Source organism: Comamonas odontotermitis (genome assembly GCF_020080045.1).
Taxonomy (GTDB): domain Bacteria; phylum Pseudomonadota; class Gammaproteobacteria; order Burkholderiales; family Burkholderiaceae_C; genus Comamonas; species Comamonas odontotermitis.
In genome coordinates this window covers 148,687-174,894 of the sequence record NZ_CP083452.1, presented here as the reverse complement: position 1 = coordinate 174,894, position 26,208 = coordinate 148,687, and the positions used below count along the sequence as shown (strand labels likewise).

The window sequence follows — 26,208 nt, the reverse complement described above, 5'->3', positions numbered from 1 at the left end:
GCGGCAATCAAACAGACATGGTCGCAGGCTTACGCCAGGGCCAAGCTCCCCGGCCTGCGAGACCTGCAATGACTGCGTGATGGATGAACATGGGCTTTAGTGTAGCAAACGATTGGAGGCACCAGTGCCAATTCCCGCAAATGCCGGGTATTGGCCCCTAAAGCGGTGTGATCGTGCTGTCAGGCAGCGTTGCAGATATGCCAATCAGCGGTCACCATTGCTGCCACTGCCGGCGCCAAAGGCAACTGCCGCGCTGGCGTCCCCCCGCCGCAATTGCTGCTGGTGCACGCGGGTGGGTGCCAGTGCTTTGAGCAGGCTTTGCATGAGCGCGTGGGCCTTGACGGTGTTGTCTTCAGAGAAGTTGCAGACGTACAGATCCAGCGACACGCTGCCGCTCTCAGGCCAGGTATGGATCGCCAGGTGCGACTCGGCCAGCAACACCGTGCCAGTCACCCCTGCCGGCTGGTCGTTGACCGGCGCAAAACTGTGCCAGCGCTGCGCCACCACGGTCAGGCCCGAGCGCATGGTTTGCCCCACGCACAGCTGCGCCAGCTGCACCTGCTCGGTCAGCAGCGACGGCGCGCACTGGCATTGGTACAAATCGGCGGTCAGATGCAATCCATCCATGGGGCAAGAGTGTAGTTTGGCAAGGGTGAAGATGCGCCCAAGGCCGCCATGCAGGCGGTTGGCAATAGCGCCATCATAGCGGCAGAGGCTTGTGCGGCACAGCGGCTGTGCAGATGAAATCGACTGCCAGCGGTTTGCCTATGCGCACAACAACTCCTAAATCAATAGCAATCACCGCACCAGTTCAGCCAGCGAATCTACGTAGCCAGCTGCCTGCACCTGCCGGATCGGCTGGCCGTGGTTGTAGCCGTAGCTCACCAGCACCACGGGGCAGCCAGCGTTGTGCGCCGCCTCTGCGTCGTTGCTGCTGTCGCCCACCATCAGCGTGGTGGCGGGCTGGCTGCCCAGGGCCTGGCAGGTCTTGATGAGCGGCAACGGGTCGGGCTTTTTCCGCTCGAACGAGTCACCGCCAAAGACGCAGTCGAAATAATCACGCAGGCCCTTGGCCTTGAGCAGCGGCTCGGCAAAAGACAGCGGCTTGTTGGTCAGGCAGGCCATCTTCAGACCCAGGTTGCGCATCTGGCGCAAGCCTTGTTCGACGCCGTCATACACCCTGGAGAACCGGCCGTTGATCGCCAGGTAGTGGTGTTGGTATTGCTCCCAGGCGCGGGCGTAGTAGTTGTCGATCTCGGTAGCAGCAGGCGCGTGACCCTGCTGCGACAGCACGTGCTGGAGCACCGACCGCAGCAGATTCTCCGAGCCCTTGCCCACCATGGGCTCGATGGCTTGCGCGTCGATCGCGGGCAGTTGCAGATCCGCCAGCATGCGGTTGAGGGCCTCGGCAAAATCACCCATGGTGTCGACCATGGTGCCGTCCAGGTCGACGATCACGGCTTCGCAGCGGAGCTGGGCCAATAAAGAGGAGTTTCGAATCACTGAATGCGCTCTGCCATGTGTGCCGTACCGATCGTACGACCCGAAGTATAAAGTTTGCGCACCGCCCAAGAGCCAGACCACCCACGGCAGAGCAGCCTGCCTGTGCGTATCTCAATATACGTCACGCCGGTAGCGCCTGCGCGCCCTTAGCGCCTGCACCCCATCCTCTCCCAGAATGTCGGCCAGAGCCCTTTCGACATCGCTGCCCATTCCTGCATGGCTGCCGCAGACAAAGAGGGTGGCGTCACGAGCGATCCACTCTTTCAGGGTTGCGGCGTTCTGGCGCAGCACATCCTGCACGTAGCGCAGCGAAGGTTCCGCACCGGCGTCACGCGAGTAGGTGAAATCAACCCGCTGCAACCGGCCACCGGCCAGCCATGCGCGGACTTCCTTCTCCACGCTGTGGTCGAATGCCTGCTGCCGCTCTCCAAAAATGAACCAGTTGTCGTGGTTTCCCGCGCGCATGCGAGCCAGCAGATGCGACCGCAGGCCCGCGTAGCCCGAACCGTTGCCAATGAAAATCGCAGGCAGCCCCGGCTCCTCCACTGGCGAGAAGCCTGGATTGGCGAGAACCCGCAGCACCAGACTTGCGCCAATCTCCGCGTGCTGTGTGAGCCAGCCAGAAGCTAGGCCCAGGCGCGGCTCCCCACCGGCTTCGGCGGGCGCAATGGCCTGCCGCACCCACAGCTCGATACCCCTGTCCTCCGGCAGCGATGCCACAGAGTATCTGCGCCCGTGCAAAGCTTGCAGCCTGTCTGCAATCGATTGCGCAGAGCTTCCCGCGTGCACGGTATCGGGCAGCAGGCTCACAGCAAGGGCTTCGGCCAGCGTGTGGCGCTGCCCACGGCAAGTCACTGGCACCTGCGGATCGAAATTGTGGGATTGCAGCCATGTATGGTCCCAGATTTTAATGGTGCAATCTTCTCTCATGAATGGAAGGAAGCACTATGGGCCAGGTTCTGCACGGCAGCGCCACAACGACGGAGGCGATCCGTCGAGCGATACAACATAGTCAAGAGAGCCTGAGAGCGCTTTCTGCACGCTATGGCATCAATCAGAAGACGGTGGCGAAGTGGAAGAATCGGCCTTCGGTCACCGATCTGCCGACAGGGCCCAGGCAGCCGCGCTCCACCGTTTTGTCCGTTGAGGATGAGGCAGCGATCGTCGCCTTTCGCAGGCATACCATGCTGCCGCTGGATGACTGTCTCTACGCGCTGCAGCCGACTATCCCGCATCTGACGCGCTCGTCTCTGCACCGCTGCTTGCAGCGGCACGGTATCTCGCGGCTGCCCGAGGTGCAGGGCGATAAGCCAGCCAAGAAGCGGTTCAAGAGCTACCCCATTGGCTACTTCCATGTCGACATCGCCGAAGTGCAGACAGTCGAGGGCAAGCTCTATCTCTTCGTGGCCATCGACAGGACGTCCAAGTTCGCACTCACCGAACTCCATCCCTCGGCTGACAAGATGACTGCGGCGCAGTTCTTGCGCAATGTGATCGCAGCGGTGCCGTACACCCTCCATACGGTGCTCACCGATAACGGCATTCAGTTTGCCAACCGCAGTTCAGACCGGTACGCCTTCCAGCACATCTTTGGTCGAGTCTGCGAGGAACACGGTATCGAACATCGCCTCACAAAGGTCAAGCATCCGTGGACCAATGGGCAGGTCGAGCGAATGAACCGGACCATCAAGGAAGCCACCGTCAAGCGCTTCCACTATGACGATCACGCGCAGTTGCGGCAGCACCTCGCCAACTTCATCGATGCATACAACTTCGGCCGCAGGCTCAAGACCCTCAAAGGCCTGACACCCTACGAATTCATCTGCAAACAGTGGACATCCGAACCTGAACGGTTCAAGATAGATCCGATCCATCAAATGCCGGGACTGAACACCTAGCACGTGTTTACGATCTCCTCGCGCCGCGTTGGAGACGCGTAAATACGTTCTTAAGCCCCCAAGGCCGTGCGCATCTGGTCGATCACCGCCTTGTAGTCCGGTTTGCCGAAAATGGCGCTGCCGGCCACAAAGGTGTCTGCGCCCGCATCCGCCACCTTGCGGATATTGCTTTCCTTGATGCCGCCATCCACTTCCAGGCGAATGTCCTTGCCGCTCGCCTCGATGCGCTTACGGGCCGCCTCGATCTTGCGGAAGGTACTGTCGATGAAGCTCTGGCCGCCGAAACCGGGGTTCACGCTCATCAGCAGGATCAGGTCGATGTCCTCGATCACCCAGTCCAGAACATCCAGCGGCGCTGCCGGATTGAATACCAGACCCGCCTTACAGCCCTGTGACTTGATGGCCTGTATGCTGCGGTGGACGTGGGTCGAGGCGTCGGGGTGGAAGCTGATATAGTCAGCACCCGCCTCGGCAAAGGCGGCTGCCAGCGCATCGACGGGCTGCACCATCAGGTGCACATCGATGGGCGCAGGCTGTCCATTGGGCAGCACCGCGTGCGGCTTCAGGGCCGCGCATACCATGGGGCCAAATGTCAGATTGGGAACGTAATGGTTGTCCATCACGTCAAAGTGAATCCAGTCGGCGCCGGCAGCCAGCACGGAGCGCACCTCTTCACCCAGGCGGGCAAAGTCTGCGGACAGGATCGAGGGGGCAATTCGGTAAGGGGAGCTCATCCCGTTATTGTCGCATTTAGTATTTCCATATGCCAAAGCACCAGTTTGATGTCTCAGTGACACCGCAATACATGCCCGAGCACTCGGCACCCGAAGCCGGGGTCTACCAGTTCGCCTATACCATCACCATCCGCAACAGCGGCGCCACCGCTGCGCAGCTGATCGCGCGCCACTGGATCATCAAGGATGCCAGCGGCAAGCTGCAGGAAGTGCATGGCCTGGGCGTAGTCGGTCACCAGCCGCTGCTGCAGCCTGGTGAATCCTTCCAGTACCAGAGCCAATGCCGCCTGGCGACGCCGCAGGGCAGCATGGAGGGCACGTATTTCTGCATCACCGAAGATGCCGACACCTTTGACTGCCCGATTCCCCGCTTTGTGCTGGATGCCACGCAGTACCCCGAGCAGGATGACGATCTGGCCCAAGGACGGGTTCTGCACTGATGTTTGGCAAAAAAAAGCAAGAGCGGCTGCCTGCCCTGCTGGCCAGCCTGAACCCCAATGCACCGCTGGCCGAGCGCAACCTGTGGATCATCGAGGTGGCCGACTGGATCCGTGGCGAGCAGGTGTCGGTGGATGCGGCCGTCGCCCGCGTGGGCCTGCTGCTGGATGCCATGGAGGCCAACCCCGAGCTGCGCCGCAAGCTGCAGGCCTGGTGGGCATGCCTGCTGCAGACGGTAGATCTGACGGCACTGCTGGCCGATTTCGGTTTTGCACCGCGCACTGCCTTCTTCAATGAGTTGGCCGAGCGGCTGCGCTGGAAGCTGCTGCCCTCGACGCCCGAGACAATCGACGCCACCGTGCTGTTCTCGATGGCGCTGCACACGCCGTTTGACGCGCAGTGGCTCAAGGCACTGGATGCCAAGACACTGGAGCGCATTGCCGCCCTGCTCTCGCCCGGCTTTGCGGCGATTGAAACGCCCGTGGTGGTGCCCACCCAGATCGCACAGAGCGATGTGCATGAAGGTGTTATCGCCGGGCAGGAGCACTACGGCAACCGGCTCTCGCCCTGGCAGATGCTGGTACTCAATGCCGTCACCTACTGCGCCGGGCAGATCCTGGCCTCCGGCTTCACACCCGAGCTGCGCCTGCGCATGAGCGGCAGCGCGCAGAACACCCAACCGTTCTACACCTTGATCAGCCATGTGGAAGAGCTGCGCAAGGCCATGCTGCACCACAGCCCCAAGGCCACCGATGTTCTGGAGGCCGAGGTGAGCGTGCGCAGCAGCCTGGACGAGTGCCGTGCCGCCGTCGCATCGATCTATGGGCATTTCGAGGACAACGGCGTGTCGGTCGGTGTCGTCTTTCGCCTGCGCCAGCTGCGCATGCGTATCCTGCGGGTGCGTGAACTGCTCGACTGCCTGCTGTCCGCCAACCCCAATACCATCACCGCCAAGCTGCTGGCCCACTTGGTCGTGGTGGGGCTGGAGCGCCAGAGCGTGCGCGCGCTGATCTCGTCCAACTCCTCACTGCTGGCCTCCAAGGTGGCCGAGCGCAGCGCCGAGACGGGCGAGCACTACATCACCCGCGACAGCCGCGAGTACGCGCACATGGTGCGCAAGGCCGCAGGCGGCGGTTTCGTGATGGCGTTCACCACGCTCATCAAGTTTGCACTGCATGCGGTGGCGCTTTCGGCCTTCTGGGGCGGCTTCATTGCAGGCATCAACTACGCGATCAGCTTCGTGCTGATCCAGCTGCTGCATTTCACTGTTGCCACCAAGCAACCGGCCATGACTGCACCCGCCATGGCGGCCAAGCTCAAGGAATCGGGCAACACCGATGCTGGCATTGCGTCGTTTGTCGATGAGGTGAGCTATCTGGTGCGCTCGCAGGTGGCTGCGGTACTGGGCAATGTGCTGGTGGTGTTCCCTACGGTGCTGGTTCTGGCCCTGGCTTGGGCCTACGCCAAAGGCACGCCGTTCATCGACAAGATCTATGCCGCGCAGACGCTGCACTCCATCAGCTTGCTGGGGCCGTCGGTGCTGTATGCCGCCTTCACTGGCGTGCTGCTGTTCTCGTCGAGCATCATTGCCGGCTGGACGGAAAACTGGTTCGTGCTGCACCATATGGATTCGGCCATCCGCTACAACCCGCGCATCACCGGCTTTCTGGGCAAGGCACGCGCCGCGCGCTGGGCCCGCTTCATGCGGCGCAATGTCTCGGGGTTTGCCTCCAACATCTCGCTGGGCTTCATGCTCGGGCTGATTCCCGTAACGGCGCAGTTCTTCGGCCTGCCCATCGACATCCGCCACGTCACCCTGGCGTCGGGCCAGGCAGCGGCTGCAGCGGCGAGCATGGGCCTGCAAGCCCTGCACTACCCCGGTTTCTGGCTGGCGATTGCCGCGTTGCCCTTCATGGGGGGCTTCAACATTCTGGTGAGCTTTTACCTCGCCTTCCGCCTGGCGCTGCGCGCGCAGAACGTCAGCAACGTCGAGCGCTCACACATCTACAAGGCGCTGACCAAGCGCTTTTTCTCACGCCCGATGAGCTTCTTGCTGCCGCTGCGGCTGAACAAGGGCGCAACGGCAGAGCCCGTTGGAGGCCGCTGACATGGCGCTGGGCGAATTCGATCTGATTGCCAAATACTTCAAGCGACCGGTGCGCCGCGCCGCGCTGGGTGTTGGCGACGACTGCGCCCTGCTCGCCCCCGTTCCCGGCATGCAGCTGGCCATCTCTTGCGACATGCTGGTGCAGGGCCGCCACTTTTTCGCCGATGTGGATCCGCACGCCCTGGGCCACAAGGCGCTGGCCGTCAACCTGAGCGACCTGGCCGCCAGCGGTGCCGCGCCGCGCGCCTTCACCTTGGCGCTGGCCCTGCCGCAGGTCGAGGAGGCCTGGCTGCAGGGCTTTGCCCAAGGCCTGTTTGCACTGGCCGATGCCCACGGCTGCGAACTGATCGGCGGCGACACCACGCAAGGCCCGCTCAATATCTGCATCACGGTGTTCGGCGATGTCCCCGCCGGGCAGGCACTGCTGCGCAGCGGTGCACAGGCAGGCGATGACATCTACGTGAGCGGCAACCTGGGCGACGCACGGCTCGCACTGGAAGCCCTGCTCGGCTACATCACCCTGCCCGCGCAAGCATTGGCTGCCGCCCGCGAAAGGCTGGAGCGCCCCACGCCACGCGTGGCGCTGGGTACAGCATTGCGCGGCATTGCCAACAGCGCGCTGGATGTGAGCGACGGCCTGCTGGGCGATCTGTCGCACATCCTGCAGGCGAGCCAGGTGGGGGCCGAGATTCATCTGGAAGATGCTACCAAATTGATAGCATCAAGCGCTTTATGGGAAAGCGCCGTATCCGGTTTTGACCAAAATCTTCTGCAGCAATGCACCCTGGCCGGCGGCGATGACTACGAACTGTGCTTTACCGCTGCCGTGAGCAAGCGCGCTGCCGTGCAGGCCGCAAGTGCCACCGCGCAGACACCTGTCCACCGCATCGGCCGCATCACTGCCACGCCCGGCTTGCGCGTGCTGGATGCGCAAGGCCAGCCTGTCGCACAGCACTGGCGGTCGTTCGATCACTTCAAGTTCTGAAGGGGCCGCTTGCCTGCGGCGCGCCAGCAACCACGGCAGGCGCCAAGCCTGCTATCGTGCGACGGTACAGGAGATTTCATGCAACGCAAGCCCCGGCAATTCACCCACGCCACCCCCATCACCCTGGCCGCAGCTCTGGTTGCAGCATGCGCCCCTGCATTCGCGGCTGACCCGGGCGCGCAGGTGCTGGCGGGCGCCCAGGCGCCCATCAGCCAGGTGGTGCTCTACCCCGGCGTGGCCGCAGTCGAGCGCACGGCCCGCATCCATGCAGGCACGCGCCAGCTCACATTCGAATGCCTGCCTGCCGCCATCGATGTGACCAGCCTGCAGGTCAGCGCCGATGCCCAGGTTCGCATCGGAGACTACAAAACCCTGCTCCAGCCGCGCGATGTAGCCGGAAAAAGTTGTGCCAGCCCGCTCGATACGCAGATCCGCGCGCTGGAAGACCAGCTTGCCGCGATCAATGCCGACACCGGCGCATCAACCCTGGTGGCCAGCTATCTGCAGGGCCTCACCCAGCCCGGCAGCGAAGGCAGCAAGCCCACACCGCCCAGCCAGATTGGTGCAACCAGCGACGCCCTGCGCACCACCAGCCGCGACAACGCGCTGCGCGCCCATCAATTGCTGCGCCAGAAAGAGCTGATCGAGGAACAGCTCAAACCACTGCGCCTGGAACGCGACCGCACTGGCGCACAACGCGCCCAGGTGATGCGCGTAACGGTGCAACTGGCCACCAATGCCGACGCCACCGTGCGCCTGAATTACCAGGTGCGCGGCCCCAGTTGGCAGCCCAGCTATCGGGCGCAGCTAGATACCGCCAAAAACCAGGTGCAGCTGGAGCGCCAGGCCCTGGTAGTGCAGGCCAGCGGCGAAGACTGGAGCAATGTGCAACTGACGCTGTCCACCGGCCAGCCTGGGCGCAACACGCAGGCCCGCCTGCCCCGGCCCTGGACACTGGATGTAAGCAGGCCGCGTGTCATTGCCGCTGCAGCCCCACCTCCAGCACCCGCCCCAAGCTCAGCGCCCCTGTTTGAAGCAGTAGATGCCAAAACCAGCGCGCCGCTACCGGAGCTGGATGTCTCCAGCATCAACACCGCCTACAGCACCCAGTTTATGGTGCCCTACAAGATCACCGTGCCCGCCAGCAGCGAACGCATCACCCTGTCTCTGGGCTCCGTGAATCAGCCGGTGAGCCTGATCACGCGCAGCACACCGGCGGTGGAAGAAGCGGCCTACCTGGTTGCCACCTTGGCAGCGCCCCCCGGCGTATGGCCTGCGGGCCCGGTGGCGCTGTTCCGCGACGCAGCCTTTGTCGGCAATGGCCAGCTGGATTTTGGCAATGCCACAGCACTGGCGCACGGCTTGTCGTTTGGCCGCGATGACAGGATCAGCGTGCGCCAGCTGCCTTCCGAGCAGGACACGGGCAGCGGCGGCTTTCTGGCCAACAAGACTGCACGCAAGGTGCTGCACCGCTACGCCATTACCAACCGGCATGACAGCACCGTGCAATTGCAGGTTCTGGAAGCTGCACCGGTATCGCGCAATGACAGGATCGCCGTGGCCTCCACCTACCGGCCCGAGCCGCGCAGCCAACGCTGGCAGGACCAGGCCGGCATGGTGGAGTGGTGGCAGCCGCTGGCCGCTGGCGACACGGCAGAGTTCAGCGCGCAGCATGACATCCGTTATCCGCAGGATGTGACCGTCGAAGAGATTCAATAGTCGCCGGTGCATGCAGGCTTATCATTGGCGCCATGAGCGATACGCCAATATCCACGCCGCATGCCGCCCCGACGGAATCTGCCAGCCCCATGCAGGCCCCGCGCAAAGCCGGCTGGGCGTTCATGCTGCAGAATCCATTGCATTGGATCGCCATGGGCTTTGGCTCCGGCCTCAGCCCCAAGGCGCCTGGTACGGTGGGCACCCTGTGGGCCTGGGTGGCTTATCTGGTGCTACAGCTGTGGCTGACACCGCAGGCCATCGGCATTCTGATTGCGGTGTCCATTCCACTGGGCTGGTGGGCCTGCACGGCTACGGCCAGAAACATGGGCATTGCCGATCCGGGCAGCATCGTCTGGGATGAAGTAGTCGCCTTCTGGATCATCCTGTGGCTGGTGATGCCGGTGGGCTTCTGGGGCCAGTTCATCGCATTTGCGCTGTTCCGCTACTTTGATGCCGCCAAGCCCCAGCCCGTGCGCTGGGCCGACCGCTGCTTCAAGGGCTTTGGCTGGGGAGGCGGCTGGGGCATCATGTGGGATGATCTGGTAGCCGCGTTCTGTACGCTGCTGGTGATTGCACTGTGGAGGCATTTTGTATGAGTACCACCGCTGCCTTGCTATCCAAAGATGCGCTGCCAACGCGCGAATACGTTGCGCAACTGGCCCATGCCCTGACGCACAGGGGCTGGCTGATGGCGACCGCCGAGAGCTGCACCGGAGGCCTGATCTCCGGTGCCTGCACCGAGCGGCCCGGCTCCAGCCAGTGGCTCGATTGCGGCTTTGTCACCTATTCCAACCGCGCCAAATCGGCCATGCTGGATGTGCCCGCCGCCCTGATTGCCACCCACGGCGCCGTGAGCGAGCCTGTGGCACGCGCCATGGCCCAGGGCGCGGTGGTGCAATCGCAGGCCCAGGTGAGTGTGGCCGTGACCGGGGTTGCGGGGCCCGATGGCGGATCCGCCGCCAAACCCGTGGGCACCGTGTGGTTTGGCTGGCAGGTGGCCGGCAGGCTGCACAGCGAAGCCATGCATTTTGAGGGCGATCGCCACAGCATCCGCCAGCAGACCGTGCAGCACGCCTTGCGCCGCCTGCTGGCCCTGGTGGAAGCAGCGGACGCGCACGCCGGGTAAGTCTTGTCCCACACCACGGTTGAGTCTTGACCGATGGAAACAATGCCGTCGCCGCGCGACACTAAAGCATGACCGCATGTGTGCAACAATGCCATCCGGCATGATTGCTCGCAGCGCTTACGAGGAGTTCCGCATGAAAAAATTTGCTATCACCATTGCATCTGTTGTTCTGGCCGTATCGGGGCTGAGCGCCTGCTCCAGCAACCCTACCAATGCACAACTCGGTACCGGCATCGGCGCCGTGGCTGGCGGTGTGCTGGGTGACGCGGTATTTGGCTCCACCCTGGGCACCATTGGTGGCGCCGCAGCAGGTGCCTATTTCGGCAACCAGGTGGGTGACAACATGGACGGCAAACGCCGCCGCTAAACACACCATGCACAGACAACAAAGCCGGGCTTGCCCGGCTTTGTTGTTTTTTCCGCGCTGCCCGCCCCGGGGCCGCGCATCAGTTTTGTGACAAAGACAGAAAAATTCCGATCAGGATGATTGCGCACAGCACCGCAAACGCAATCTTCACCCAGCTGTACGGCTGCTCGCCCGCAATCTGGCCGGTGTAGCCATTGGCCACGATCTGGTAGCTTTTGGCGCCATAGGTATAGCTGACCAGCCACACCGGCACCAGCACGTGCTTGAAGGTACGGCCCTGGTAGGCGCGCTGCACCTGCAGATTGCGGTACGTATCGCCCGGCACCTGCTGCGCGCACAGCGACTGCACCTGCTGGTCCATATCGCCTTCGTTCACATCGGCAGCCCGGCGCAGATCCACCTGGTAACGCTCCACCGTCCAGCCACGCACGAACTCGGGCGAATACGGCTTCAGATCGGTGGTGGTGGGAAAAGGCTCCACCTTGTGCAGCAGCGCAGGGTGTACGCCCACCGTGCCTGCCACCAATTCGTCATCGAAGAAATGCTGCAGGCTGCCTGCCGCTGGCTCCCAGCGCACATGCTGCACCTGGCGGGTGCTGATGTTGCCATTGCTGTCGCGGTACTGCTCGGTCATGTAATAGTAGTAACCGGCATCTGCACGCCACTGGGCCTGCACACGGGCGTCGAACGTCCAGTACGGCAGGTAGATGCCCTTGAGCGTATCGGTCAGCGCCGCATTCTTGAGCTTGTTCGGCGCAAACCAGCGGCTGCCATACCACTTGCGGATCAAATCGCGCACCTGGCCGTCGCTGATCTTGAATGGCAGCAGGCTTTGCGGCGTGATGGCGTCGTTGCGCTCTTCATGCGCCTGGATCGCGGGAGAGCCGCAGAAGTCACAGCGCGCAGCCACCCGGCCATCAACAAAAACCGAAATCGCCCGGCAGTTCTGGCACTGGTACTCGCGTCGCGCGTCTCCCCAGCCGCGCCCAGTGGCGGGGTTTGCCAGCGCCGCAGCCAGGTCTTGCTCGACGATGTCGCCACCCAGCTGCTTTTGCTGCTCCTCGCTCCAGGGCACCACAGTGCCGCAGTAGGGACACTTGAGCGATTGCGCCTTGGCATCCCATTCCAGATTGCCGCCGCACTCGGGGCAGACATGCTTGGCCACCATCGTGGTCGAGGGCGGCGCAAATGGATCGGGGACGGGGGTAGATGAATTCACAGCTAATCAGGCTCTAGCGCACAACCAGTCTACGCCAATAGCCATCAAAATCATAGCAATACAACACAAATGGGCAATGCGCCTGCACTATCACAGCGCAGGTGCAGACACCAAGCAAGGGCCTACGCCGGCCGCGCCGCCCCGCAGCATGGGCTGCCCCAGCGAGGGTGTCGTCCCCCTCCACTACAGAGAGGGGGCGCCCGGCCAGGGGAAGGCGCGCAGCGCCACAGGGGGTGGCGTTTACCCACCGCGCAGGAATTCGTTCAACGACTCCTGCGAGATACGCCAGGCGCTGCCGATCTTGCGGCCCTTGAGCGCGCCCGATTCCAGCTCGGCCACCACATCCTGCACCGTCACCCCCAGCACCTGCGCGGCCTGCTCGGGGGTGAGCACCTGCACGCCGCCACCCACAGCAGGGGCTTGCGCCGCCTGGGCAGCCTGCGCTGCAGCGGGCGAGAAGGGATCGGTGGCAGCGCCGCCTGCGGGTTGCTGCATACCCTTCATCATCTCCTGCGCCATGCCAAAGCCCATGGCCATGGTGGCGGGAATGGTGGCCGCAGCCGCACCTTCGCCGCCATTGGCCATGGCCTGGCCCATCTGGTACTTCACGTAGTCGTTCAAGTTGCCGATGGCGCTCATCGACGAGCGCTTGTCGATGGCCTCTTCCACTTCAGGCGGCACCGACACGTTTTCCAGCAGGAAGCTGGTGATCTCCAGGCCATATTTTTCGGTGACGGCGGGGTTGATCAGCTGCAGCAGCGCATCGCCCAGTTCGGAATAGCGCTGCGCGACATCGAGCACCGGCACCTGGGCCTTGGCCAGGGCTTCGCTGAAGATGCTGACGATGCGCGAGCGCATGGTGTCGGCAAATTCGTCGATGCGGAAGTTCTGGTCGGTACCTGCCACTTCCTTGAGGAACTTCGCCGGATTCACGATGCGGAAATCATAGGTGCCGAAGGCGCGCATGCGCACCACACCGAAATCCTTGTCGCGCATCATCACGGGGTTGGAGGTACCCCATTTGTTGCCGGTGAAAAGGCGGGTGTTGATGTAATAGACATCGCACTTGAAGGGCGAGTTGAAGCCGTACTTCCAGCCCCGCAGCGTGGACAGGATCGGGATGTTCTGCGTCGTCAGCTGGTGGCGGCCGGGGCCGAACAGGTCGGCAAACTGGCCTTCGGAGACAAACTGCACCTGCTGCGACTCGCGCACGATCAGCTGTGCGCCATTCTTGATTTCCTTGTCTTCATCAGGCCAGCGATACGACAAGGTGTCGCGCGAATCATCGGTCCACTCGATGATCTCGATCAGTTGCTTGGTGATGATATTCATGAGGTTCATGGATGATCCTTGCTCTGTGAAAAGGAGAAAACCGGCCCATTTTAGAACGTGTTTGGCATCCCTCACCACCACATCGCAGACCAACCCGTGCGCGCTCCGGAGGGCTCGCTTTCCGGCCTCTCGCCCGGCGGGCTGCAACGGCCGCGCGGCAATGGGGGTCAGACCGATCCTACCGAGGCGCCGAGGCCTGGCCTACAGGCTGCCACATTTGTTAACTTCTATCATCAATTGGCAGAGAAAGCACGGGGCCCTCCCCCCACAACCCATAACACATGTGCCGGCTTTCCCGCTCTTGCCTGCACATCGCTCTGCGCCTGAAGGAGAGAGCATGTCTACATCGATCCCCACTTTGAGTCGCCGCCACTGGCTGTCCATGATTGGAAAGGCTGCTGGCGGCAGTGTCATGTACCAGGCCATGTCGTCGCTGGGCTACGCGCAGGAATCCAATTACCGCGGCCCGCTGGAGCTGTCCAAGGCCAAGCGTGGCGGGTCGGTGGTCATCCTTGGCGCAGGCCTGGCAGGTATGACGGCCGCCTATGAGCTGCGTGCTGCAGGCTACCGGGTGCAGGTGCTGGAGTTTCAGGAGCGATCGGGCGGCCGCTGCTGGACGGTTCGCGGCGGCGACAGCTTTACCGAACTGGGCGGCGCCAAACAGACCTGCAGCTTTGCCAAGGGCAACTACATCAACCCCGGCCCCTGGCGCGTGCCCTACCACCACTATGCCGTGCTGGATTACTGCAAGAAATTCGGTGTCAAGCTCGAACCCTTCATGCAGGTGAACTACAACGCTCTGGTGCACAACAGCAAGGCCTTTGGCGGCAAGCCGCAGAAGTTCCGCGAGGTGCAGGCCGATGCCTACGGTTATGTGGCCGAGTTGCTGGCCAAGGCCACCAACCAGGGCGCGCTGGACCAGGGCGTGACCAAGGAAGACAAGGAAAAGCTGCTTGAGAGCCTGCGCGGCTGGGGCGCGCTCGACAAGGATTTCCGCTACGTGGCAAGCCATTCAGTGAGCAACCACCGGGGCTTCCAGATCGAGCCCGCCGGCGGGCTGATGCCGGTAGCGCAGTATTCGACGCCCATCGAGATGAGCAGCCTGCTCCAATCGGGCCTGTGGAATAAGATCAACGACGGCCATCTGATGGAGTTCCAGACGGCGATCTTCGAGCCGGTGGGCGGCATGGATGCCATTGCCAAGGGTTTCGAGAAGGAGGTGGGCAGCCTCGTGCGCCACAACTGCAAGGTCACCCGCATCGAGCAGAACGACAAAGGCGTGACCGTGACCTTCAGCGACACAAAAAAGGGAGGTGCCGCGCAGCAGGTCAAGGCCGATTGGTGCGTGTGCACGATTCCAGCGTCCATCCTGGCGCAGATCGATATCCAGGTGGGCGATGCGATGAAGCAGGCCATCCAGTCGCTGCCCTATGGCGCCTCGTTCAAGGTGGGGCTGGAGTTCAAGCGCCGCTTCTGGGAAGAAGACGAGCGCATCTACGGCGGCATCAGCTACACCGATCTGCCCATTGGCCAGATCTCCTACCCCTCGACCAACTTCTTCAGCAAGGGGCCTGCCGTGCTGCTGGGGGGCTACCAGTACGAAAACGCCCATGCCTATGCTTACACCGCCATGTCGCCGGCCCAGCGCATACAGGCAGCGGTGGAGCAAGGCGCCAAACTGCATGCGCAGTACCCCAAGGAGTTCCTGAGCGGTTTTTCCGTGGGCTGGCACCGCGTGCCCTGGATCAACGGTTGCTTTGGCCTGTGGACCGATGCCCTGCGCGAGCAGCACTACAAGAATCTGTGCGAGATCGATGGCCGCATCGTGCTGGCGGGCGAGCACTGCTCGTACATCCCGGCCTGGCAAGAGGGTGCGATTCTCTCTTCGCTCGACGCCGTCAAGCGCCTGCATGACAAAGCCCAGGCCACCGCCTGATCTGCCCCGACCCAGCACCGATGACACCCACGAGGATTTCACCATGAAAACCCTTACATTCCTTCTTGCCGCAGGCGCTGCAGCCTGTGGCCTCGCCTACGCCCAAAGCAACCACGCTCCCACAGCCGAGGAAGTGAAGGCGCAATCGTCTCCCACCGGCCCGTTTGGTGGCTTCTCCGACAACAAGATCACGTTTTCGCAGCAGGGCGGCGAGAAGATCTACCAATCGCTGTGCCAGGGCTGCCATATGGTCAACGGCCAGGGTGCGCAGGGCGCGGGCTTCTACCCTGCGCTGGCCAAGAACCCCAAGCTCGCCGCAGGCGCTTATCCGGTGATCGTCGTATCGCGCGGCCTGCATGGTATGCCATCGTTTGCCAACCGGCTGACCGACGAGCAGATTGCCGATGTGGTCAACTACGTACGCACCCATTTTGGCAATGACTACAAGGACGCCGTCAAGCCCGAAGATGTGAAGCCGATGCGTCCGGACGCCGCATCCTTCAAGGATTCATGGGGTTGATCCCCCTGTTGCAACCATCCCAACCCAAGGAGACCCCTACCCATGCCCCCTTCCCATCGCACCTCTTCCCGCACCGCCTTGCGCACCTGGATGACCCTGGCAGCCGCCGCGGCCGCCATCAGCACCCTGGCGGGCTGCGCTAGCTCTTCAATGGGCGACGGCCGCTCGCAGTCCGTGGTGCGCCACGGCATTCCGGGCTCCAACTTCCCCATCTCGAATGCCGTGGAAATACCGCCTGGCGCAACAACGGTGTACCTCTCCGGCCAGGTGCCGCCGGTGGTGGATGCCTCCAAGCCTGCCAATGACCCTGCCGCCTATGGCGGCGACACACGCGCCCAGACCATTGGCGTGCTGACCACCATCGACAAGCAGCTCAAGGCCATGGGCCTGACCATGAAGGATGTAGTGAAGATGCAGGTCTTCCTGGTGGCCGACCCGGCCAAGGGCAACAAGATGGACTTTGCCGGCTTCATGCAGGGCTACACCCAGTTCTTTGGCACGGCCGAGCAGCCCAACCTGCCCTCGCGCTCCGCCTTCCAGATTGCCGCACTGGCCAACCCGGCCTGGTATGTGGAGATCGAGGTGACCGCAGTGCGCATGCCCAAGTAGGCACCGGGTCACTGCAAGCCCCAGGCAAACGTTGGCACATACAAAAAGAGGCATTGCGTGCGCAATGCCTCTTTTTTCATAGCACCAAGCGCTTACCTATCAAGCGCCACAGCACTTTTTATACTTCTTTCCGCTGCCGCAGCTGCAGGGGTCGTTGCGGCCGGGCACATCGCCTTTGATGACGGTGGCCTGGCGCGGGCCCATGCTTTTCCAGATCTGGCGCAGGTCGTACACCGCCCAGATGGCTTCGCCAAAGGTTTCCACCCGCTCCTGGCTGGTGCTGGCGGGGCCGTTTTCGTCGTACATGCAGACGGTGGGGGTGCCGGTGTCATCCTCGGTCAGTGCCACCACGGAGTCGAGCGCATCGTTGAGCCAGCGCGCGGCGTCCTTGTCGCGTGGCGCGGCCCATTCCTCGGCCCAGTTTTCCACCACAAACATGAAGCCCAGCGCCCAGACCTGGCCGAACGACGGAATGTCCTGGCCTTCCATCTCCTTGCGCTCTTCCTCGGGCAGGCTGGCAACGGCGCCGCGCATGTCCATGGCATCGGGCTGGAAGGTGTCGTCCTCTTCCAGGCTCTTCACATCGGTATCGAGCTGGGCCACCACTTCGGCCCAGCGAATGTTCCACAGCGCCAGAAAACGGTCCTGCTGGGCGCGGTCGGCAAAGGCGGGCAGCACGGGCAGGCTGCCGTCGGCGCTGCGCTCCAGCATTTCGCCATCGCCCACCAGCATGGGCAAAAACTCTTCTTCGGGCACGGCGCGGCGGGTGCAGACCAGCGCCGTCAGCACGCCATCGACAAATTCCCACTGCGGAATCTCTTCGGCGCGCTCGCGCATGTCGTCGAGCATCTGGTCGATCTCGGCCAATTGGTCGTCGTTCAGTCCGGCGGGAATCTGGGGCTTGGTCATGGTGGTTCTCTCCAATACGGGTACCGCCCGAGCGCACAGCCCCTATGATGGGGCCTGGATTCGTAACAACAGCGCAATGGCAGATGGCCGCCGGGCAAGGAAGGGCATGCAGTGTAGCGCCGCTACCGGCACTTTGCTGCAGCCCGGGTTTTGACAGGCGGCACCATGGCTCGGCGCGCGACACGCCCCCATGAACCAGCTCAACAAGATTTTCCCCGTTCGTTACACCGTCATGGTGCTGTGCATGTTTTTGCTGCTGCTGGGCGTTGCTGCCCTGGTGGCGGACGGCAGCCCCTGGTGGTGGCTGGCGGTGGCCGCCGGCACCGCGCTGACCCTGCTGGGCGTCTACGACCTGCAGCAGACGCGCCATGCCATTTTGCGCAACTACCCGGTCATCGGCCATATGCGCTTCTTCCTGGAGTTCATCCGCCCGGAAATGCGCCAGTACTTCATCGAAAGCGACACCGAGGCCCTGCCGTTTTCGCGCGCACAGCGCTCGCTGGTGTACCAGCGCGCCAAGGGTGACCCCGACAACCGCCCCTTTGGCACCCTGATGGATGTGGGTGCACGCGGCTATGAGTGGGTCAACCACTCGATGTCGCCTACCCGGCTGGATGGCCATGACTTCCGCGTCTGGATCGGAGGCTCGCCCGATGCGCCATCGCCATCGGTATCGCCCTGCACCCAGCCCTACCATGCCAGCGTGTTCAATATCTCGGCCATGAGCTTTGGCGCGCTGTCGGCCAATGCCATTCTGGCGCTGAACAAGGGCGCCAAGGTGGGCGGCTTTGCCCATGACACGGGCGAAGGCTCGATCAGCCAGCACCACCGTGTGCATGGCGGCGACCTGATCTGGGAGGTGGCCTCGGGTTACTTTGGCTGCCGCAACGACGATGGCACGTTCAGCGAAGAGAAATTCATCGCCAATGCCACACAGCCGCAGGTCAAGATGATTGAGCTCAAGCTGAGCCAGGGCGCCAAGCCTGGCCACGGCGGTGTGCTGCCCGGCGCCAAAGTCACGCCCGAAATCGCGGCGGCGCGCGGCGTTCCCGTGGGCGTGGATTGCATCTCGCCCGCCAAGCACAGCGCATTCAGCACGCCCGAGGAGATGATGCACTTCATCGCCCGGCTGCGCACCCTCTCGGGCGGCAAGCCCACAGGCTTCAAGTTCTGCCTGGGCCACCCCTGGGAATGGTTCGGCATCGTCAAGGCCATGCTCAAGACCGGCATCACGCCCGATTTCATCGTGGTCGACGGCGCCGAGGGTGGCACCGGCGCGGCGCCGGTGGAATTCACCGACCACGTCGGCGTGCCGCTGCAGGAAGGCCTGCTGCTGGTGCACAACACCTTGATTGGCGTCAATTTACGCGACCGCATCAAGCTGGGCGCCGCAGGCAAGGTGATCACCGCGTTCGACATCACCCGCATGATGGCGCTGGGCGCCGACTGGTGCAACGCGGGCCGGGGCTTCATGATGGCGCTGGGCTGCATCCAGGCCCAGACCTGCCACACCGGCAACTGCCCGACCGGCGTGACCACGCAGGACGCCGTGCGCCAACAGGCGCTGGTGGTGCCCGACAAGGCCACCCGCGTGGCCCAGTTCCACAAGAGCACGCTGCATGCCCTGCAGGAGCTGGTGCAGGCCGCCGGGCTGCACCACCCCAGCGAGCTGAACGCCCACCACATCGTGCGCCGCATCAGTGATACCGAGGTGCGCCTGCTGTCCAACCTGCTGCTGCAGGTGCGCCCCGGCGCCCTGCTGGAAGACCTGGCGCACCAGCATGACGTCTTCCGCACCTACTGGCCGCTGGCCAGCGCCGAGAGCTTCCAGCCCGTGACGGCGCCCCAGGTCAAGCCCTCTGCGCCGCGCGACCACCAGGCCATGGCACCGCAAGCGGCGGGCACGCTCTGACAGCCCATGGAAGGCAATGCGGCCAACTTGGTGATAATGCGCGGTTTGTATTCTGTTTGCGGCGCCCGGGAGGGTTTTCCGGGCGCCAGCCATTCCGCTGCGCATGACTGACTCCACCCCTTTGCCACAGGCTGCACCGCCCGCCCTTGCCAGCACCGCTAGCCGCGTGGACTACGCGCAGTTTCTGCAGCAGCACCTTTCGCAGCAAAGCTTCAATGTGGTGCGGTATGAGCTGCCGGGCGAATCGGTCTGGCTCAAGAAAGCTGGCCCACCGATTGCCGCCTGGCGCTACCGGGCGCTTGCCATTGCTGCGCGCGTGCTTGATGTGCCGGTGCTGCAACCCGTCGTCAACCCCGGTGGGCGCGAAGCCCTGGCCACCGAAGTGCGGCGCCTGCGCGACCTGCATGCCCGTGGCCTGCGCGTGCCGCAGGTGCTGGCCAGCAGCCCGGACGGTTTTCTGATGCGCCACCTGGGTATGCCGGGCCTGCCCAGCCCGTCGCTCAGCGACGAGATCGAAGCGGCGGCCCGCGAAGCGCCGCAGGAAACCCTTCTCCTGTGGCAACAGGGCTTTGCCGCCATGCAGCTGGTGCACGCCAGCGGCACCTGCCTGAGCCAGGCCTTTGCCCGCAACATGGTGCGCTGCCCCGACGGGGTGATTGGCTACATCGACTTCGAGGACGACCCGCTGGCCACCCTGCCGCCCGCGCTGTGCATCGTCAAGGACGCGCTGTGCTACGCGCACTCCACCGCTTTGTTCCTGCGCAACGCGGGCACGCTGGACGCTGCGCGCACGCAGTGGCACAGCTGGCTCGCGCAATCCGACCCTGCCGTGCAAAGCGCCATGGAGCGCACCCTGCAGCAGATGCGCTGGGTGGCCCGGCTGCCCGACAGCCGCAAGCTGGGGCGCGACGTGCTGCGGCTACGCGCCATGCACGGCTTGCTACAAAAATGAGAGCATATAGCGCTTGATGGATGTGCGCTGAAAGCCTTTTTATCTCCAACCCGGCAAAAACAGCAAGGCCCGCCATTTGAACGGCGGGCCTTGCTGTTTCATGGGTAGCGGGCCAGAGTTCTGCCCCTCATGCACCCTTCTCGGTATCAGTGTGTCGCGGCGCGAATGGGTTCGTCGTCCGGATCCACTGCATTGGGATCATTCAGCGCAGCGTTGAGCTTGTTGTAATCCAGTGCGTTTTCCCAGCGCGACACCACCACGGTAGCCACGGCGTTGCCGATGAAGTTGGTGAGCGAGCGGCATTCGGACATGAAGCGGTCCACACCCAGGATCAGCGCCATGCCGGCCACCGGCACTTCGGGCACCACGGCCAGAGTTGCCGCCAGCGTGATGAAGCCCGCACCCGTTACCCCTGCGGCCCCCTTGGACGAGAGCATCGCCACCAGAAGCAGTGCCAGCTGGTGCCCCAGGGTGAGGTGCGTATCGGTGGCCTGGGCGATGAAGAGCGCGGCCAGGGTCATATAGATGTTGGTGCCGTCCAGATTGAACGAGTAGCCGGTAGGCACCACCAGACCCACCACCGATTTGCTGCAACCGGCCCGCTCCATCTTTTCCATCAGCGCAGGCAGTGCTGATTCAGAAGACGAAGTACCCAGCACCAGCAGCAGCTCGGCCTTCAGGTAGCGGATCAGCTTGAGCACCGAAAAACCGCACAGGCGCGCCACCGCGCCCAGAATGACCAGCACGAACAGCAGCGAGGTGATGTAGAACGTAGCCACCAGCTCTGCCAAGTTGAGCAGCGAGCCCAGCCCGAACTTGCCGATGGTGAAAGCCATGGCGCCAAACGCGCCGATGGGAGCAGCCTTCATCACGATATGCACGATCTTGAACACGGGCGTGGTCAGCGCCTCGAAGAACTGCAGCACCGGCTTGCCACGGTCGCCCGCCATAGCGAGGCCAATGCCGAACAGCACCGCCACAAACAGCACCTGCAGAATGTTGTCGCCAACAAAGGGGCTGGCCAGGGTCTTGGGGATGACGTCCATCAAGAAACCGGTGACCGTCATGTCATGCGTCTTGGCCACATAGGAGTTGACCTCCTTCTGATCCAGATCAGCCACATTGATGTGCATGCCCGAGCCCGGCTGCATGGTGTTGGCCACCACCAGACCCACGATCAGCGCCAGCGTGGAGAAGAACAGGAAATACGCCATCGCCTTGCCGAACACGCGGCCCACGGCACTGAGGTGCGTCATGTTGGCGATGCCGGTGACGATGGTCAGAAAGATCACCGGCGCGATGATCATCTTGACCAGCTTGATGAAGGCGTCGCCCAGTGGCTTGAGCGCTGCCCCATACTGGGGCTCTAGGTACCCGAGCAGCACGCCCAGGACAATGGCGACGATCACCTGAAAGTACAGGCTGCGGTAGAACGGCGGGTGCGCCACAGGTGCGGCAGGCGTGGATGGGATCTGCATGGTGTCTCCAGGGAAGCTGCACCTGAGCGGTGCGCTGAGGCGGGTTTGTATCGCAGCCCATGCCAGATGCCCATTACACATTAGTATTAGGCTGCGCCGCTCCCGAGCTATTGAAAAATCCAATCAAGGGAAAACACCTAAACTTTGGCGGCTGCCATTTTGCGTTTTGCCTTCCGCGCCCATGCCTTTGCACCGACCCTTCCACCCCGCCTGGACCTTGTGCGCCGTGCTGCTGACCACGGCAGGGGCTGCCACGCTGGCCGGGCGTTGGATGCTCCAGCACAGCCTGGCCGAAGAAAACCTGCTGGCCCACCGCCAGGTGAGCCTCTATGCCCAGGCGCTCGCCCAGCGCATCGACCGCTACCGCGCCCTGCCCGACGTGCTGGCGCTGGACCCTGAACTGCGCGCCGCCCTGGTCTCGCCCCCTGCGGCGTCGGCAGTGCGACAGCTCAACCAGAAACTCGAACGCGCCAACGGTGCCAGCCAGGCCTCCACGCTCACCCTCATCAACCAGACCGGCATCGCGGTGGCCGCCAGCAACTGGCAGACCCCACACAGCAACGTCGGCGAAAACTACAGCTTCCGCCCCTATGTGCAAGAGGCGCTGCAGCAGGACAAAGGCAGTTTCTACGGCATTGGCGTCACCACGGGCGAGGCGGGCTACTTTCTCTCGCGCGGCATCCACGATGCCGGGGACCGCATCGTGGGTTTGATCGTCATCAAGATTGCCCTGCAGGAGCTGGAGCGCGAATGGATACAGACGCCCGACACCGTGTTTGCCACCGATGCCAACGGTGTCGTGTTTCTTGCCAGTGATCCGGCCTGGCGGTACCGGCTGCTGCACCCGCTCAGCCCCAGTGCCCAGCAGGCCATCGAACGCACCCAGCAATACGGCAACGAAACCCTGCACCCGCTGCAGATGCGCATTCTGCAGAGCCTGGACCAGGGCGGCGAGCTGGTGCATTGGCAAACCCCTGCGCTGGGCGACAAGCTGCTGCAGGCGGTGGATCTGCCCGAAACCCGGTGGCAGCTGCACATCATCCACGATGTGAACAGCAGCCACGCAGCGGCCTGGTGGGCCGCCTCGGCAGCGGGCGGCGCGTGGCTGGCCCTGGCGCTGCTGGTGCTGTATGTGCGCCAGCGCCAACGCCTGTCTGCCCTGCGCCAGCGCAGCCGGGAAGAGCTCGAAGCCCTGCTGCAGCAGCATGCGCAGGAGCTGCGCACCGCGCAGGACGGCATCGTGGCTGCCGCCAAGCAGGCCGATGCCGGCAAAAGCCAGAGCCTGGAGCACCTCCCCCAGGGGGTGATCGTGGTCGACGCCGCACTGAATCTGGTGGCCTGGAACTCACGCTACCGCGAGCTGTTCCGCCTGCCTGCCGGCATGCTGAAGGTGGGCATGCCAGTGGAAGAGCTGTACCGCTTCAACGCCCGGCGCGGCTTGCTGGGCCGGGGCCAGCAAAGCGGCAGCGAGCTGGACGGCGCCATCGAGCGGCGCATGCAATACCTGCGCAGCGGCCAGCCGCACGCGCGCGAAAGCGAAAAGGCCGACGGCACCGTGCTGGAGATACGCGGCAACCCCCTGCCGGGTGGCGGCTTTGTCACCAGCTACGCCGATATCACCAGCTACAAGAACGCCGCGCGCGAGCTGCGCTCGCTGGCCGACGCCCTGGAAAAGCGCATTGCCGACCGCACGCAGGACCTGGCCGAGGCCAAGCGCGAGGCCGAGCAGGCTAACCGCTCCAAATCGAAGTTCGTCGCCGCAGCGGTGCACGACCTGCTCCAGCCACTGAACGCCGCGCGCGTGTTCGTGTCCCTGCTGCGCCAGCATGTGCCGGATGGCCCAGCGCTCAAGATTGCCAGCCAGGTCGAAGGCGCGCTGGCCGCGCAGGACGATATCCTGGGCAGCCTGCTCGATCTCTCGCGCATGGAATCGGGCCAGATGGAGGTGCACTGGGCCGATTTCGCCCTGCAGCCCCTGCTGCAGCAGTTGGGCAACAACCTGGGCGTGATTGCGCAGGAGCATGGCCTTGAGCTGCATGTGGTGGCCTCTCAGGCCACCGTGCACAGCGACCCGGTGCTGCTGCGCCGCATTGTGCAGAACTTCGTCTCCAACGCCATCCGCTACACCCGGCGCGGCAAGATCGTGCTGGGCTGCCGCCGCAGCGGCGCCCACGTGCGCATCGAAGTGCATGACCAGGGGCCGGGCATACCCGAGAGCCTGCAGACCGAGATCTTCGAGGAATTCCGCCGCCTGGAAACCGGCCACCAGCACGACCGTGGCGCGGGCCTGGGCCTGTCCATCGTGCAGCGGCTGGGCCGGCTGCTGGGGCATGAGATCGGCCTGCGCTCGGAACTGGGGCGCGGCAGCGTCTTCTGGGTCAGCGTTCCGCTCGCCCAAGCCGCCCCCAGCATGGCTCCTCCGCTGCAAATACCACCGCAAAACGCGCCGCAGCATGACGCACCACTGCAGGGCGCCAGCGCCTGGTGCATTGACGAAAGCGCCGAAGCCAGCGCAGCCCTGGCCGCGCTGCTGCAGCGCTGGGGCTGCAGCGTTCCGCTGGCGGGCAATGCACAGGCTGCGCTGGCAGCCTTGGCAATTGCTGCACCGCAACAAGCGCCACAGTTGCTCCTGCTGGGTGCGCACGCTACAGCCGCCCCCGTGCAGGATCTGTACCAGCAGCTGTGCCAGGCCTGGGGCCAGCGGCCGCAGGCCATTCTGGTGGGCGACGAACACGATGCCGCGCTGCGCCGCCTGGCAGCCGACCGCGGCTGGGGGTTTCTGCGCACCCCCGTGCGGCCAGCGGCACTGCGCGCACTGGCCAGCCAGATGCTGCTGCGGCGGGGCGATGCTTCCCATACCAGCGAGAGCGGCGAGAGCGAAGCGCCTGCGCAATAACACTGAAAATACGTTGGCAGTTTGCACCCGCCAATGCCTGTAACACACCAAGACATACACCATGCCCCGCTTTGCCGCCAACCTGTCCATGCTCTACAACGATGTGGACTTTCTGGACCGCTTTGCCGCCGCCGCCCGCGATGGATTCCGGGCTGTGGAGTTTCTCTTTCCGTATGCCTACGCGCCTGCGCAGCTGGCTGCGCTGCTGCAGGCGCATGGCCTGCAGCAGGTGCTGTTCAACGCGCCGCCCGGCAACTGGGACGCGGGCGAGCGCGGCATCGCATGCATGGCGGGGCGCGAAGCGGAGTTTCGTGACGGCTTGGCCCAGGCCGTGGAATACGCTCTCGCCCTGGGCTGCCCCCGCATCCATGTGATGGCCGGCCTCGTGCCGCAGGGCGCCGATGCAGCCACGGTGCGCAGCACCTACATCGCCAATGTGCGATACGCCGCCAGGTTGGCCGCGCCGCACGGCATCCATATCCTGCTGGAGCCTATCAATGGCCGCGACATGCCCGGCTTCTTTCTGAACCGCCAGGACCAGGCCCACGCGCTGCTGGCCGAAATTGCCGAGCCCAACGCCAAGGTGCAGATGGATCTGTACCACTGCCAGATCGTCGAAGGCGACCTGGCAACAAAGATTCGCCAGTACCTGCCCACCGGCAATATCGCCCACTTCCAGATCGCGGGCGTCCCCGAGCGGCATGAGCCCGATGTGGGGGAGCTCAACTACGGCTACCTGTTCCAGCTGCTGGACAGCCTGGGCTGGGACGGCTGGATTGGCTGCGAATACCGCCCTGCGCGCGGCAACGTGCCGCATGCAACCAGCGATGGCCTGGGCTGGCTAAAGCCATGGCTGCAAGCCTGCGCAGACTGAATCAGCCGCCTGCTACCCCAGGCTTTCAGGCTCCAGGCTCTTGACGAGCACGGCCGCCTGGGTGCGGCTGTGGCATTCCAGCTTTTTCAGGATGGCCGTCACATGCACCTTGACGGTGTGCTCGGTCACGCCCATCTCCTGCGCAATCTGCTTGTTGAGCAGGCCGTCAGCCACATAGAGCAGCGTCTTGAACTGGTGCGGCGTGAGCTGGGCCAGCCGCATGGCCAGCTCGGCATCGGCCTCGGAGCGCTCGGCGTGGATCGAGGGAAACGCCGTGTCCCCGTCCAGCACCGCGCTCAAGGCCTGGGTGAGCGCATCGGCCGACGCCGATTTGGAGATGAAGCCCGAGGCCCCGAATTGCTGCGCACGGCGAATCACGCGCGGGTGGTCATTCGACGAGATGACCACCACGGGCAGTTGCGGATGCTCACCACGCACATGCAACAGCGCCGAGAAGCCGTGGGTGCCCGGCATGGTCAGATCCAGCAGCACCAGCTCGATCTGCGGGTGCTCGGCCAGCGCGGCGCTCAGCGTGCTGGCGCTGGAGGCTTCCAGAACCTCGAACGACGGAAAGCGGCTGCGGATCACCTGCACAACGGCAGCGCGCAGCAGGGGATGGTCGTCGGCAACAAGCAAGGCGGGCTGGGGCATGTGCATAGTCTGCCACGGCTGGCCCGCCCCGCTCAACCCGCCT

24 protein-coding genes are annotated in these 26,208 nt (G+C 63.9%); 15 read left to right on the top strand and 9 right to left on the bottom strand.

What is annotated here, in order from left to right:
* Positions 1-204: 204 nt before the first annotated feature.
* The 3 genes from speD to LAD35_RS21060 all read right to left on the bottom strand — a co-directional run bounded on the left by speD (position 205) and on the right by LAD35_RS21060 (position 2,433).
* On the bottom strand, positions 205-627 hold the full coding sequence (gene speD / locus LAD35_RS21070; RefSeq protein WP_224153184.1) for an adenosylmethionine decarboxylase: 423 nt from the start codon (positions 625-627) through the stop codon (positions 205-207).
* A gap of 171 nt (positions 628-798) precedes the next feature.
* Positions 799-1,503 carry a phosphoglycolate phosphatase gene (gene gph, locus LAD35_RS21065; RefSeq protein ID WP_377780123.1) on the bottom strand — a complete coding sequence of 235 codons (705 nt, stop codon included), beginning with the start codon at positions 1,501-1,503 and terminating at the stop codon, positions 799-801.
* Between the two features lie 111 nt (positions 1,504-1,614).
* A complete protein-coding gene (locus LAD35_RS21060; RefSeq protein ID WP_224153182.1) occupies positions 1,615-2,433 on the bottom strand; it encodes a ferredoxin reductase domain-containing protein in 819 nt (272 codons plus the stop codon).
* A 17-nt stretch (positions 2,434-2,450) separates the two neighbouring features.
* Here LAD35_RS21060 and LAD35_RS21055 point away from each other — a divergent pair, with 17 nt between their 5' ends.
* Positions 2,451-3,401: an IS481 family transposase gene (locus LAD35_RS21055; RefSeq protein ID WP_224152333.1), complete on the top strand. Its 951-nt coding sequence runs from the start codon at positions 2,451-2,453 to the stop codon at positions 3,399-3,401.
* Positions 3,402-3,451: 50 nt separating this feature from the next.
* Here LAD35_RS21055 and rpe read toward each other — a convergent pair whose 3' ends face one another.
* Positions 3,452-4,135 carry a ribulose-phosphate 3-epimerase gene (gene rpe, locus LAD35_RS21050; protein ID WP_224153181.1) on the bottom strand — a complete coding sequence of 228 codons (684 nt, stop codon included), beginning with the start codon at positions 4,133-4,135 and terminating at the stop codon, positions 3,452-3,454.
* 29 nt (positions 4,136-4,164) lie between these two features.
* Here rpe and apaG point away from each other — a divergent pair, with 29 nt between their 5' ends.
* The 7 genes from apaG (at position 4,165) to LAD35_RS21015 (ending at position 10,877) form a co-directional block, all read left to right on the top strand.
* Entirely contained in the window at positions 4,165-4,575 is a 411-nt protein-coding gene (apaG, locus tag LAD35_RS21045; RefSeq protein ID WP_224153180.1) for a Co2+/Mg2+ efflux protein ApaG, read from the top strand.
* Entirely contained in the window at positions 4,575-6,680 is a 2,106-nt protein-coding gene (locus LAD35_RS21040) for a site-specific recombinase (RefSeq protein ID WP_224153179.1), read from the top strand. The genes apaG and LAD35_RS21040 overlap by 1 nt, the downstream gene beginning before the upstream one ends.
* 7 nt (positions 6,681-6,687) lie before the next feature.
* Positions 6,688-7,665, top strand: coding sequence for a thiamine-phosphate kinase (gene thiL, locus LAD35_RS21035; RefSeq protein WP_224153209.1), 978 nt, complete (start codon positions 6,688-6,690; stop codon positions 7,663-7,665).
* A 78-nt stretch (positions 7,666-7,743) separates the two neighbouring features.
* Positions 7,744-9,384 (top strand): DUF4139 domain-containing protein, encoded by a 1,641-nt coding sequence (locus tag LAD35_RS21030; RefSeq protein WP_224153178.1) that lies wholly within the window; start codon positions 7,744-7,746, stop codon positions 9,382-9,384.
* 32 nt (positions 9,385-9,416) lie between these two features.
* A complete protein-coding gene (locus LAD35_RS21025; protein WP_377780120.1) occupies positions 9,417-9,980 on the top strand; it encodes a phosphatidylglycerophosphatase A family protein in 564 nt (187 codons plus the stop codon).
* Positions 9,977-10,510, top strand: coding sequence for a CinA family protein (locus tag LAD35_RS21020; protein WP_224153177.1), 534 nt, complete (start codon positions 9,977-9,979; stop codon positions 10,508-10,510). The genes LAD35_RS21025 and LAD35_RS21020 overlap by 4 nt, the downstream gene beginning before the upstream one ends.
* Positions 10,511-10,643: 133 nt before the next feature.
* Positions 10,644-10,877, top strand: a complete 234-nt coding sequence (locus tag LAD35_RS21015; protein WP_224153176.1) for a glycine zipper domain-containing protein — start codon at positions 10,644-10,646, stop codon at positions 10,875-10,877.
* A gap of 79 nt (positions 10,878-10,956) precedes the next feature.
* Here the strand turns inward: LAD35_RS21015 and LAD35_RS21010 are convergent, their stop codons facing one another.
* Both LAD35_RS21010 and LAD35_RS21005 read right to left on the bottom strand, forming a co-directional pair.
* Positions 10,957-12,045, bottom strand: a complete 1,089-nt coding sequence (locus tag LAD35_RS21010; RefSeq protein ID WP_224153207.1) for a TFIIB-type zinc ribbon-containing protein — start codon at positions 12,043-12,045, stop codon at positions 10,957-10,959.
* Between the two features lie 291 nt (positions 12,046-12,336).
* Positions 12,337-13,437 (bottom strand): SPFH and helix-turn-helix domain-containing protein, encoded by a 1,101-nt coding sequence (locus tag LAD35_RS21005; RefSeq protein ID WP_224153175.1) that lies wholly within the window; start codon positions 13,435-13,437, stop codon positions 12,337-12,339.
* Positions 13,438-13,765: 328 nt separating this feature from the next.
* Here LAD35_RS21005 and LAD35_RS21000 point away from each other — a divergent pair, with 328 nt between their 5' ends.
* From LAD35_RS21000 to LAD35_RS20990, 3 genes are all read left to right on the top strand, one after another.
* Positions 13,766-15,364: a flavin monoamine oxidase family protein gene (locus LAD35_RS21000; RefSeq protein WP_224153174.1), complete on the top strand. Its 1,599-nt coding sequence runs from the start codon at positions 13,766-13,768 to the stop codon at positions 15,362-15,364.
* Between the two features lie 43 nt (positions 15,365-15,407).
* Positions 15,408-15,884, top strand: coding sequence for a c-type cytochrome (locus LAD35_RS20995; protein WP_317986751.1), 477 nt, complete (start codon positions 15,408-15,410; stop codon positions 15,882-15,884).
* A 150-nt stretch (positions 15,885-16,034) separates the two neighbouring features.
* Entirely contained in the window at positions 16,035-16,493 is a 459-nt protein-coding gene (locus LAD35_RS20990) for a RidA family protein (protein WP_224153206.1), read from the top strand.
* A 99-nt stretch (positions 16,494-16,592) separates the two neighbouring features.
* Here LAD35_RS20990 and LAD35_RS20985 read toward each other — a convergent pair whose 3' ends face one another.
* Positions 16,593-17,402 (bottom strand): UPF0149 family protein, encoded by an 810-nt coding sequence (locus LAD35_RS20985; protein ID WP_224153173.1) that lies wholly within the window; start codon positions 17,400-17,402, stop codon positions 16,593-16,595.
* Between the two features lie 190 nt (positions 17,403-17,592).
* Between LAD35_RS20985 and LAD35_RS20980 the strand changes: the two genes are divergently transcribed.
* Both LAD35_RS20980 and LAD35_RS20975 read left to right on the top strand, forming a co-directional pair.
* Complete coding sequence (locus tag LAD35_RS20980) at positions 17,593-19,314, top strand: FMN-binding glutamate synthase family protein (protein WP_224153172.1); 1,722 nt, start codon at positions 17,593-17,595, stop codon at positions 19,312-19,314.
* A gap of 103 nt (positions 19,315-19,417) precedes the next feature.
* The gene (locus LAD35_RS20975) at positions 19,418-20,266 is read left to right on the top strand and encodes a BUD32 family EKC/KEOPS complex subunit (RefSeq protein WP_224153171.1); all 849 of its coding nucleotides are present in this window, start codon (positions 19,418-19,420) and stop codon (positions 20,264-20,266) included.
* A 146-nt stretch (positions 20,267-20,412) separates the two neighbouring features.
* On the opposite strand, the gene LAD35_RS20970 is transcribed toward LAD35_RS20975, so the two are convergent.
* Positions 20,413-21,744, bottom strand: a complete 1,332-nt coding sequence (locus LAD35_RS20970; protein WP_224153170.1) for a dicarboxylate/amino acid:cation symporter — start codon at positions 21,742-21,744, stop codon at positions 20,413-20,415.
* A gap of 181 nt (positions 21,745-21,925) precedes the next feature.
* On the opposite strand from LAD35_RS20970, the gene LAD35_RS20965 reads away from it, so the two are divergent.
* Positions 21,926-24,640: a PAS-domain containing protein gene (locus tag LAD35_RS20965; protein WP_224153169.1), complete on the top strand. Its 2,715-nt coding sequence runs from the start codon at positions 21,926-21,928 to the stop codon at positions 24,638-24,640.
* Positions 24,641-24,701: 61 nt separating this feature from the next.
* The gene (otnI, locus tag LAD35_RS20960) at positions 24,702-25,514 is read left to right on the top strand and encodes a 2-oxo-tetronate isomerase (protein ID WP_224153168.1); all 813 of its coding nucleotides are present in this window, start codon (positions 24,702-24,704) and stop codon (positions 25,512-25,514) included.
* A 12-nt stretch (positions 25,515-25,526) separates the two neighbouring features.
* On the opposite strand, the gene LAD35_RS20955 is transcribed toward otnI, so the two are convergent.
* The gene (locus LAD35_RS20955; protein WP_224153167.1) at positions 25,527-26,165 is read right to left on the bottom strand and encodes a response regulator; all 639 of its coding nucleotides are present in this window, start codon (positions 26,163-26,165) and stop codon (positions 25,527-25,529) included.
* Positions 26,166-26,208: the final 43 nt, after the last annotated feature.